The organism is [Pseudopropionibacterium] massiliense (genome assembly GCF_900607225.1).
In the GTDB taxonomy this organism is placed as follows: domain Bacteria; phylum Actinomycetota; class Actinomycetes; order Propionibacteriales; family Propionibacteriaceae; genus Arachnia; species Arachnia massiliensis.
The window spans coordinates 3,257,487-3,267,981 of record NZ_LR027842.1; the positions used below are offsets into that span (position 1 = coordinate 3,257,487).

The 10,495-nt window shown below is 68.5% G+C and carries 9 protein-coding genes; 6 read left to right on the forward strand and 3 right to left on the reverse strand.

All coding sequences use genetic code 11. The features are described 5' to 3' along the window. Positions 1–22: 22 nt before the first annotated feature. Both E0E39_RS14535 and E0E39_RS15910 read left to right on the forward strand, forming a co-directional pair. On the forward strand, positions 23–604 hold the full coding sequence (locus E0E39_RS14535; protein ID WP_130875398.1) for a riboflavin biosynthesis intermediates N-glycosidase: 582 nt from the start codon (positions 23–25) through the stop codon (positions 602–604). 88 nt (positions 605–692) lie between these two features. Then, the gene (locus E0E39_RS15910) at positions 693–830 is read left to right on the forward strand and encodes a hypothetical protein (protein WP_165444827.1); all 138 of its coding nucleotides are present in this window, start codon (positions 693–695) and stop codon (positions 828–830) included. A gap of 11 nt (positions 831–841) precedes the next feature. On the opposite strand, the gene E0E39_RS14545 is transcribed toward E0E39_RS15910, so the two are convergent. Together E0E39_RS14545 and E0E39_RS14550 are read right to left on the reverse strand one after the other, a co-directional pair. Continuing rightward, positions 842–1,324: a hypothetical protein gene (locus E0E39_RS14545; protein ID WP_130875399.1), complete on the reverse strand. Its 483-nt coding sequence runs from the start codon at positions 1,322–1,324 to the stop codon at positions 842–844. 234 nt (positions 1,325–1,558) lie between these two features. Beyond that, the gene (locus E0E39_RS14550; protein WP_130875400.1) at positions 1,559–1,921 is read right to left on the reverse strand and encodes a DUF6498-containing protein; all 363 of its coding nucleotides are present in this window, start codon (positions 1,919–1,921) and stop codon (positions 1,559–1,561) included. A gap of 254 nt (positions 1,922–2,175) precedes the next feature. Here E0E39_RS14550 and E0E39_RS14555 point away from each other — a divergent pair, with 254 nt between their 5' ends. Together E0E39_RS14555 and E0E39_RS14560 are read left to right on the forward strand one after the other, a co-directional pair. After that, positions 2,176–3,495, forward strand: coding sequence for an SWIM zinc finger family protein (locus E0E39_RS14555; RefSeq protein ID WP_130875401.1), 1,320 nt, complete (start codon positions 2,176–2,178; stop codon positions 3,493–3,495). A gap of 19 nt (positions 3,496–3,514) precedes the next feature. Beyond that, positions 3,515–5,965, forward strand: a complete 2,451-nt coding sequence (locus tag E0E39_RS14560; RefSeq protein WP_130875402.1) for a DUF7824 domain-containing protein — start codon at positions 3,515–3,517, stop codon at positions 5,963–5,965. Between the two features lie 11 nt (positions 5,966–5,976). On the opposite strand, the gene E0E39_RS14565 is transcribed toward E0E39_RS14560, so the two are convergent. Beyond that, on the reverse strand, positions 5,977–6,411 hold the full coding sequence (locus tag E0E39_RS14565) for a pyrimidine dimer DNA glycosylase/endonuclease V (protein ID WP_130875403.1): 435 nt from the start codon (positions 6,409–6,411) through the stop codon (positions 5,977–5,979). A gap of 393 nt (positions 6,412–6,804) precedes the next feature. On the opposite strand from E0E39_RS14565, the gene E0E39_RS14570 reads away from it, so the two are divergent. Next, positions 6,805–7,902 (forward strand): hypothetical protein, encoded by a 1,098-nt coding sequence (locus tag E0E39_RS14570; RefSeq protein ID WP_130875404.1) that lies wholly within the window; start codon positions 6,805–6,807, stop codon positions 7,900–7,902. Then, positions 7,899–10,495, forward strand: a 2,597-nt coding sequence (locus E0E39_RS14575; protein ID WP_165444828.1) for a DUF7824 domain-containing protein, incomplete at its 3' end; no start/stop codon positions are given. The genes E0E39_RS14570 and E0E39_RS14575, both read left to right, overlap by 4 nt.

The following is a 10,495-nucleotide window of genomic DNA, read 5'->3' on the forward strand; positions in this document are numbered from 1 at the left end:
AAGAGCAGTCACTGGAGGGGTCATGTACGACCTGGACTGGTTGCTGGCCCGCACGGCCAGGAAACAGAAGACGACATACCTGTACTTCTGGGGACACCGGCCCACGGCGAACGGTAGCCTCTCGGGAAGCTGCCTCAGCCAGTGGTGGGCCTCACCCTTCGAGGTCGACGGGGTGCGCTACGCCACCGCCGAGCACTGGATGATGGCGGGAAAGGCGCGGCTCTTCGGTGACGACGGGGCCGTGGAGCGCATCGTCGCCGCCTCCCACCCGGACTGCGCGAAAAGGCTGGGTCGCGAGGTCCGCGGCTTCGACCAGGACCGCTGGGACGAGCGCCGCTTCGATCTCGTGGTGGAGGGCAACCGGGCCAAGTTCTCCCAGCATCCCGACCTGCGGGAGTTCCTGCTCGGCACGGGGGAACGGGTGCTGGTGGAGGCGAGCCCCGTGGACCGCATCTGGGGGGTCGGCCTGGCCGCCGACGACGACCGCATCGCCGATCCGCACTCGTGGCACGGCCTCAACCTGCTGGGGTTCGCCCTCATGACGGTCCGCGACGAACTGGCCGAGACCACATCCCCGGCGCCCGGTGGTCACACGATTTCATAGGTCACGATGGCAATTCAGCCCGAAACTCGGCGAGAGAGATCCTCGTACCGTCGTCTTCCTCCTTGGACCTGCGATACGCAGCGATGTCTTGATCCGTCTCATACGCCTCCAGGGCTTCGAGGTCTTCGACACCGACCGCCACGGCAGCCAGTTTCCCGTCGCGGGTGACCCCGATCCGTTCTCCCGCATACAGTACACAGATGCGGCCGCTGGCTTCCCGACCTGATGGAACGGGGTTCAGCCGACTGAGTCGGCCCTGACGAAGGCCTCGGCGTCCTTGACGTAGATCATCAGCGCCTGCATCGTGCTCCCCGACAGATCGCCCCCCTGTTCGAGGGTTTTGCCGACCGCGTCCAGTTCCGCGCTCCTCCTGACCACCCGTTCGTAGACCCGGCGGGGCACCTCCTCCAGCCACCCGTTCTCGAAGGTGTCGACCCCCAGCCGCAGCGCGGCGGTGAAGTAGTGCAGGTCGGCAACGGGAACCCGGATCTCGCGGCCGCGGTCGTCGGCGACGACGAAATGGTCGGGAAAGTTCCTGAGCCCGGCCTGCCGGCACAGCGGCCAGGCCAGCGCGGAGGGCACCAGGAGGGTCAGTTGCTCGGCTGCCGCGCGGTCGTATCCCCTCTCCCACAGCGCGGTGATCACCTTCTTCTCGGATCGTTTCGAGGCCAGCAGCGGGATTGCGTCCAGCACTCCGCGCCGCGCGGTCTCATGATCCATGGGTCTTCCTCTCCGCGCCCGAACGTGACGGCTCATTTTGACACCCGCGACTTCCACCGACAAACAAGCCCCAGCGCACGCGCCGGGAAACCCACCACCCGGTTTCGACCCCGCCGGCACCCGCAGATCCCTCAACCAGGGTTTCTTCCCGAGGGCCGCAGGGTTGTGTAGATCTCCGCACCGGCCTTGAGGACCAGGAACACCACCACGCTCGTCCCGCGGATGGTGGTCTGGTCAACGGATCACGAGCAGAACGGCAGGCACCCCGAGCGCCACCCATGTGATCTCGACCCGCCACATGAAGGCGAGGAGGGCGGAGAACACCAAGTGGCCCGCGCAGAAGAACAGCATCCCGAAAGCCGTTCCGATGAACTGACCCCAGCCACCTTCCGGTAAACGGCGGAAGACCACCATCCGGGGAATGGCCATGAGCGTCAGCAGCAGGTTCTCGAGCCACAGCAGCAGAAGTATGTTGCCGGCCGGCCATCCCAGCACGAGCACACCGACCACCTGAACGGCAAGGACGCAGATCGTCAACCCGATCTCGGGAATCAGGCTTCGCTCGACGAACTTTCCTCCACTTCCACGGGCACCCATCCGAGGGGTCGCATCGCGTACGCCGCATCCTCGGTGAGGTTACCGCCCGTGTGGACCACCACAGAGACCAGCCGTGTGTTTGACATGCGCGCAACGCATGTCAAACACACGGGAGACCAGGACCTTCCCGGCATCCGGGGCGGCATGAACGTCACCACCGCGGGACGTGCACCCGGAGCATGAACAACATCCGCGCCCTCCACTTGTTTGGCTTTTCCTCAGTATTTGCCGGTGTTCCCCGGTACGGTTCCAACATGAGATCGTTCCCCTCGGCATCGGTTCTCGATGACACCGGCCTGACCCTGGAACTGGCTCCTGCCCTCACACCCAGAGGCCTCACCGAGGCGCCCGAGTTCTTCTCGGGATTCGCCGCCCAGCCGCTCGTGCTGGCCCGTGGCCTGCTCGTGCTGGCCGACGTGGCCCGCACCCGGTACTTCCAGCCGGCGCCCTCGGGCATGCGGGACCCGATCTGCACCGCCAACGGGGACCGCATGCGGTTCGAGGCGTTCTCGGCCTGCAACACCGTCGGGGTGCGGTTGGATCTCCTGGCGGCCGCCTTCGACGGGGGCGAGATCCGTCACGGCACCACCAACGTCGACATCAACCAGCCGCTGCGGGAGGCCCTCGGGCAGGTTTCGCCGTCGGAACTGATGCACCTGGCCGTCGGCAACGAGGAGCTGCGGGTCTCCATCCTCGATGCCACGCACGTGGAGCAGAAGGTGGAGTTACCGGATCGCTGGGTGAAGGCGCTCGGGTCGTCGCAGGAGCTGACGCGGGATCTGGAGCTGATCGGCGAGGCGCCGACCGTGCAGGCCCGGCAGTTCCTGGCGGCGCTGCCCTCGGGGACGGGCCGCCGGGGGCACTGGAGCGTCTCGCGGGTGGGGGTGAAACCGGCGCTGCGCCCCGGGAGAGACACCGTGTACGCGGAGGGCCTCAACCGGTTGCGGGCGGCTCGCCGCCTCAGTCCCCAGATCACCGGGATGCGGGTCTACGGTCTGCCGCAGGCCCCCATGGCGGCGTCGGTGTGGGAGTTCTCGCTGCCCCACGGGCGGCTGACGTTCACCCTCACCGCCGAGCACTACCGGGGTTTCTCGGGCGAGGGCGCGTTGCTGACGAAACTGGCCGCTCCCACCGCCGTCGACGATTCCGCGCTGATCTCGGCTTGCCTGGCGTTCGAACCCCGCATCGAGGCCACCTCGCTGACCGCGGAGACCGGGTTGAGCGGGGAACGTGTGGGGCAGGGCCTGGCGGTGCTGGCCGGCGACGGCAGGGTGGGTTTCGACCTGTACGAACAGGCCTACTTCCACCGGGAACTGCCCAGCGACACCGACCGGGTCGTCAGGGACAACCCGCGGCTGAGGCACGCGAAACGCCTCGTCGCCACCGGCGCGGTGCGGCCCTTCGAGGGACACCCCGGGACCTTCCGGGTGCGGGGTGACCACGGCGATTACGTGGTCCGCACCGCACCACCGAGCTGCACCTGCCCATGGTGGCAGGGCAATGCGGGATCACGGGGGGTGTGCAAACATCTCCTGGCCGCCGAACTGAGCAGGGTGCCCACCGAACACCGCTGATTGATCGGGAACCAGGAACATGGCAGAGAGGTCACTCACCCCGGAGGAACTGGCGCTTGAGCGCATCGTCAACCGGAGCAGGACAACCGGGGACCTGCTCGACGAACTGGGCCGGCTCTCACCGGAGCAACGCGCCCTGGCCAAGAAATCACTACCGGTGCTGCGCAGCAGGGCACCCTTCGGTTTGGAGTACCGCTGCGTCGTGTTGGCCGCTTTCCTGAACACCACGCCCACACAGATGGTCGCCACCTTGACCGAGTGGTCCATCCGGCAGCTGGCAAACGACAGGCCTGCGCACGACTACGTGGTGGAACGAGTCGCCGCCCACGACGAGAAGTGGGCACGCAGGTTCGTCGCGGCCACCCTCAAGAAAACCAGTCTGGCCGAGCACCTCCCCCCACTGCTGGATCCGCTCATCAACACCTTCGACCTGCCCCTGCCCACGGATTCCCGCTACTGGTCGGGCTGGATGCGAAACCATTCGGCACCCACCCCTCACTGCCGCTGGGAGAAAAGGTTCATCGCCGCATGCTCCGCGCCCAACGCCTTCGTGGTGCGTCGCGGCGACAGAACCACCTACCTGAACCGGATCACCCGCGACATCCACGACCTGCGCGCCATCGAACCCACCGACGATCCGGCCCTGCTGCGTGCCCTGCTCCAGATCTTCGCCCGCGGCGACCGGGACAACGCCCAACGAGTCGCAATGCTGTGGCTGAAAGGACTCGGCCTGATCCCCCTGCTCCCGACCGAGCGAAACCACGTGTTCAAGGCCATGCCCAGGGCCGGGGGCTCCTTCGTGAGGCTGGCCGTCAAACAGCTGCTCTCCACCGACCTCACCGACACCGAGCTCACCGATCTGGCACTCACCGTCCTGCCGCACCCGCAGAAAGCCCTCAGACGCGCCATGATGAAGGCCGTCTCCCGACTCATCACTCCATCGCAGGATCTTCTCGACGCGGTCCGGCTGATCGCGACGCAGCAGGACACCACCAGCGCCGCGCTGGCGAAACAGCTCCTGGAACACTGGGACCGCAGTGCCGACGGGACCCCGGAGGAACCACCCCCCGGCTCCACCTCCTCCATCGCCGACCACTCGGAAACGAGAACGAGGAAACCCGGCCTGTGGCGTACACCCGCAGGTCGCTGCCCGCAGCCGCTGCGCAGCCTCTCCGGCACCACCCTGGTCCTCAACGACCCCGACCTGGAGACGCTGATCGTGAAACTCGACGCCGATCGACGCGGCAATCCCGGCCTTCAGGAACACGCCCTGGCCGCTCTCGTGGCCACGGCACACGTTCGCGGCCCGAACCGGGTCAGACACGCGATCCGCACGAGCATCAGGTACATCAATTCCCACAGATCGCTCCTGGCCCGGCTTCTGCAGAGGCTGGGCAGACGCGCCGAGGGAGAGCCGAGACGACCGGTGACGTCGGAGTCGAAACCCCTGACCTTCCTGCCCGTGCAGCGGGCCATCGACGTCCTCAGCCGGCTCGGTGAGCTGCCCTGCCTGCTGTCCACCCCCACCCACACCGACTTCCACATCGCCTGGAACGTGTTCGCCGGGCGAGCGCGGCACTACCGGCACACCGGGGTGAAGGTGCTTCCCACGGACATCGCGGTGGCCCTCGCGCGACTCGACCGCTCCACAACACCCGAGGACCTGTCCGCTTTCGAGCAACCCATCCACGGCGTGACGGCCGACCTCGCGACGGTGATCGACCACTGGCGCAACAACCCGGCACGACCCGGTGAACTGCGGTTCCTGCCCGCCCCCGAGAAAAAGAACGGGGTCGCGTCCGCCATGCGCGTGGAGGTCGACGGCGACGAGCCCACCGTCCACGAGTTGCTGGGTATCCGCAGCCACTGGGCGCTCCCCTACCGGCCGGTTCACCCGTGTCAGGAGGATCCGTGGGTGTTGGTGACGCTGCCCGAGCATCCGACCCGACCCGCCGGACTGGCGCTCCAGGCCTCGGGAACGTTCGCCCTCAACATCTTCGAGCACCTCGTGGCCACGGCCCCCCGGTTCGGGCCGGTCGCATCCTTCGTCTCCCTGATCCTGGCCTCTGACGCGACGGAGAAGGAACGCGACCGCACCGCCGCCCTGATACTGACCGCCTGGGACGAGGAACGCCTCACCCCCGACGACCTCGTCGCGGCCTGGAACAGCCCGTGGCGGAGGTCCTGGAAGATCTCGGTCCCGCGGATCACCACGACGCTGGGACGCATCGCCGACGCGGGTGGCCTGGCGCTCGTGTGGCCGCTGCTGACCGGCATCGCGGAGGAGATCGCGGGCCAGGACGTGATCCCGGCGCCGGACTCGACGGTCCTGGAAGCGGTGCTGCACCACCTACCCGAGGTGCAGGCCGCTGGAGTCACCGTCGACCTGCCGAACGCCACCGCCCTGGCAACCCGGACGGTTTCACTCAAGGCCGTGAAGATCGCGCAACTGATCGTGCAGGCCCTGTGACCCGGAGGAAGTCACGGCCGGGCACGCTCCCAATCGGCCATCGGTCCCGGGACGACGGTGAACAGCGGGTGCGCACGCAGGTCCGCGAACGCGGGGAATCCCGGGACCCGGTCGGGTGAGCGCCCCTTCAGCTTGGCAAGCAGGTGGGAGGCCTCGACGTCGAGCTGTCCTCGGGTGACGGTGAGCGTGAGCGCACGGTCGGGTTCCGTGATCCGGGTGACGTCGAATCGGTATCCCCGCCGCGCGGCCTCGTCCGCGAGTCCCCGCAGGTAGCAGCCGATCCCGGCCAGCGGGTCGTCGAGGGCCCGGAACCTGGCGAGCTGCGGGTGCCGGGTGTAACCGACGGTCTTCCCGGCGAGGACCTTCTGCGCCAGCAACGACTCCCGCCAGCAGGCGACAAGCCCCTGCCTGTCGAGGTATTCCGGATGCAACGACCAGATTCTCATCGGACCTCCCGGATGGTTCAGCAGGATTCAACGGATACCACAACGATCGGGCGCAGCCCATTCCCGCCGCGGTCGTTCCCGGTCGGGGGGCGAAACGCCGAGCGATGTTGCCCGGCATCGCCGGCCCACTACACTGACAGGTGGTAGGACATCTGCCATCCTCAGCTTCCTGGCTCGTGTTCTGCTCAGGTCAACCATGCATAAGTCGGGGGTTCATCCGGTACCGGATGAACCCCCGTCCCCTGTGCCCACGAATTTCACGCCCCCCCGATCTCTGCGGGATCCCCGGATCCGATCGACTCCCCTCGGCGCCGCCCCGATGCACACCACTGGAATCACGAGCAAACATGGAGATGTTGTGGCATCGAGCACCCGAAACGATCAGGAGCAGCAATGACGGACATCTCGTGGGGCCGAGAACGATTCGACTCCTTCCTGCGGGCACCCCGGGACCTCGAAGGACTGGTCGCCGCCATCGATGCGCTGTCACCGGCCGACCGGAAGGCCGCATCGACGGCTCTGGACCGTGAGCTCCCCGCGCTGCGGAGCCGCCTCGAACGAGAAGGTCATCGCGACCACGCGACGGATCTGGATCCCTGGCATCGCGGCATCGTCCTGGTGGCGCTGCTCGACTCCACCCCGTCCCAGGTCGCGAGCATGGTCACCTCCTGGTGGGTCTGGAAACTGTGGGAGAACGAGGAGGTCTTCGGCAGGGTGCGGGAGGCCCTGCTGGCCCGCGACCCCGGTTGGGGGCAGCAACTGGTAGACGCCATCCTCGACAAACCCGACGTCGGCATCCACACCCGGCTGGTGCATCCTCTCGTCGTCGCCCACGACCTTCCGCTGCCCACCCGGCCGGGGTACTGGCAGCTCTGGGCACACGAACTGGCCATTCCCCGCTCGGAGCAACGCTGGGAGGAACACTTCCTGGCCGCCTGTGCCGTACCCGACGTGCTGGCGGGGACGGCGAACGGGCAGGCCGACTACGCCCATCACGTCGCACGGTCGGCCGAGATCCTGCGAAAGCTGGAACCCACGAACGACCCGGCCCTGGCACGGGCCCTGCTCCGGGTGTTCGCACGTGGTGACCGGCCCGGCGCGCAACGGATGGCCTTGCTGTGGCTGGAGGCCCTCGACCTGGACAAACAGATCCGGGAGGAACGCGCCCCCTTGCTGGCGGCCATCCCGAACGCCGACAACACCGTCGTGAAGTTCGCCATCAGGCAGCTCCTGGCCTGCGACCTCACACCGGACGAACTGACCGAGCTGGCACTGATCGTGCTGAACCGCCGGGAGAAGGCATCGAAACGCACCCTCCTGAAGGCCCTCACCGCGCTGGAGGCACCCCCACCCGAACTGTTGGACGTCGTCGGTTCCCTCGCCACCCAACCGGACGCCACCACCGCGCGGCTGGCCGTCTCGCTCCTGGAGCACTGGCACACGACCGACACCACACGGCCCATCGTCGAGGGGAGAACCACCCAACCATGACTGACCGGGAACTCACCCCGGAGGAGGCCGACCTCGTCCGGATGACCAAGGAAGCCGCCAACCTTGGGCGCCTCATCGAGGAACTGGAGTCGATGGACCCCGAGGAACGGGCATCGAGGTCGCGGGTGTTGAAGAAGGGCCGTCGCACCATCAAGGCTGCGCTGACCGACGGATGGTGGATCCCCGATGCACGCCTGATGCTGCTCACCGCCGCGCTGGGCAGCACCCCCGCCCAGACCGCTGCGACGTTCGGTCTCTCGACCGTCACCTCCCTGCAAGACGAGGACGCCATCGACGAGGCGGTGGCCCTGCTCGCCGACCGGGGCGCGGACTGGGTGGAGAAACTCGTGGCAGCCCTGCTGAGGAAACGCGACAACCTCTGGCAGATCAGCCATCTCGTCGGCCCCCTGTGCGTCACCCTGGGGCTGCCGCTGCCAGGGGCGGACCACACCAACTACTGGACAGGCTGGTCCAGCAACAACTCCGATCCCACGCCCGGCACGCGCTGGCAGGAGCACTTCCTGCAGGCCTGCGAATCCCCGAACGCCCTCACCTTTCCCGGCCTCGGCAGGGACGAGGCCGACATCCGCGAGAAGGCGAAGGCCCTGCGGGAACGGGAACCCACGAACGACCCCGCCCTGCTGGACGCGCTGCTCCGGGTCGTCGAACGCGGCGACCGCCCCACCGCGCAGCAGGCCGTCGCGCACTGGCTGCGGGCGCTGAACCTGGAAGACCTGCTCCCCGCGGAACGGCACCGCCTGCTGGCGGGCCTGCCGAACGCCGACAAAACCGTCGTGAAACTCTTCACCGGATGCCTGCTGGCCGACGGCCTCGGCGACGACGACCTGACCGCCCTGGCCCTCGACGTCCTGGTCCGCAAGGAGAAGGGCGTCAAACGCGATGTCCTGAAGGCCCTTCGCGGGTTGGGGGCGCCGTCGCAGGATCTCGTCGGGACCGTCGAGGCGCTGGTCGCCGGCGCGGATACCACCACCGCCGGGCTGGCCCGGGAGCTCCTGGACGGCTGGGACGCCGCCCCGCCCGAGGAGGAGCCCCTCGGGTTGTGGCGGGAACCGTCGCTGCCGGTGCCGGAGCCTCTTCCCGGGTTCACCGAGGACGCCCTGGTCCTCGACGAACCCGCCCTGCTGGCGCTGCTCACCGACATCGACACCCGGTGGTGGTTGAGTGCCTTCCGTTACGAGCGTCTCCTCGCGGCCCTCGTCGCCACCGCCCGCGCAGGTGGCCCCGAGTATCTGGTCCGGCTGATCGGGAGGAACGTGTCGCCGAAGGGCTGGTGTGGTTTCCTGACCCGGTTGGTCGTGTGCCTGGGTGATGGCACCATCGTCCCCGGCCAGGGTATCCGGCCCGCCGCGTCGCCGGGCGGTCCCCTGTCCTTCCTCGCTGCGCAGCGGGCCCGCGACGTCCTCGGACTGCTCGGCGAGCTGCCCTGCCTGCTGTCCACCCCCACCCACGAGGGGTTCCACATCTCCTGGGAGGCCTTCCGGGAACGGATCGGCAGGTTCCGGGAGGCCGGGGTGGAGCTGGTGCCCACCGACGTCGCCGTCGCCCTGGCCCGCCTCGACCGCACCTGCGCCCCGCGGGATGTCTCCGACCTCGACCTGCCCATCCGCGGCGTCGAGGTCCGCCTGTCCGGGGTGCTCGCCCGCTGGCGCGACGAACCCCGCCCCGGCGTGCTCCGGCTCAGCCCGGCGGCCGAAGACGACCGCCCGTACCTGAACCGCCCGGTGGCGAGGCTGATCGCCGACGGCGACGAGCCCGGCACGTTCGGGCCGCTCGGGCTGCGCAACGCCTGGGCGGAACGGTTCCACCCGGATCGCAGACTCTACTGGGAGGTGGTGCGGGACCTGCCCGAGGCCTGGCCGGAACCGGACCCCAACACGGTGATCCACATCGAGTCGGTGGGGGACGACGGCACCGAGGTTCACGTCCGGCCCAGCGGCTCAATCTTGTACGACTCGGATTCCGAGGCCGCCCTGATGCTGCTCCCGGCACACCCGACCCGACCCGCGGCGCTGGTCCTGCAGGAGCTCGGGCACAACTATCCCACAGATGCGGTCGCCGGTTTCCTCCCGATCGCGTGGGTGGCGGGGCGATTCGGACCGGTGCTGTCGTTCGTCGCCCTCGCCGTGATCTCGGGGGCGGCACTGAAGGACCGCGACCGCGTCGCCGAGGCCCTCCTGACCGCCTGGGACGAGGGCCGCCTGCGCCCCGGCGACCTCGTCGACGCCTGGCGGAGCCCCTGGTGGGACGAACTCAACGACATGCCGCGGGCAAAACACGAGACCTGGCCCCATTCGCCCGCGAAGACGGTGACGGTCCTGTGCACCGTCGCCGACGCCGGCGGGTTGGCCCTGGCATGGCCGTTGCTGGTGACAATCGCGGAGGAACTCGCGGGGCAGCGGAGAACCACGGCGGCGACGGTGACGGCGCTGGAGGCGGTACTGCGTTACCTCCCGGAGGTGCGGGCCGCGGGAATCGCCGTCGACCTGCCGAACGTCGCCGCACTGGCCGCCCGGAAGGGCAACAGCAAGGCGGTGACGGTCGCGAGGCGAATCGTCGAGCTTCAGAGGTCCTG

What these genes read in the sequence shown, in the direction of transcription:
- E0E39_RS14535 (WP_130875398.1), top strand. Translation starts at nt 23, where the DNA reads ATGTACGACCTGGACTGGTTGCTGGCCCGCACGGCCAGGAAACAGAAG.
- E0E39_RS14545 (WP_130875399.1), bottom strand. Translation starts at nt 1,324, where the DNA reads ATGGATCATGAGACCGCGCGGCGCGGAGTGCTGGACGCAATCCCGCTG.
- E0E39_RS14550 (WP_130875400.1), bottom strand. Translation starts at nt 1,921, where the DNA reads ATGGGTGCCCGTGGAAGTGGAGGAAAGTTCGTCGAGCGAAGCCTGATT.
- E0E39_RS14555 (WP_130875401.1), top strand. Translation starts at nt 2,176, where the DNA reads ATGAGATCGTTCCCCTCGGCATCGGTTCTCGATGACACCGGCCTGACC.
- E0E39_RS14560 (WP_130875402.1), top strand. Translation starts at nt 3,515, where the DNA reads ATGGCAGAGAGGTCACTCACCCCGGAGGAACTGGCGCTTGAGCGCATC.
- E0E39_RS14565 (WP_130875403.1), bottom strand. Translation starts at nt 6,411, where the DNA reads ATGAGAATCTGGTCGTTGCATCCGGAATACCTCGACAGGCAGGGGCTT.
- E0E39_RS14570 (WP_130875404.1), top strand. Translation starts at nt 6,805, where the DNA reads ATGACGGACATCTCGTGGGGCCGAGAACGATTCGACTCCTTCCTGCGG.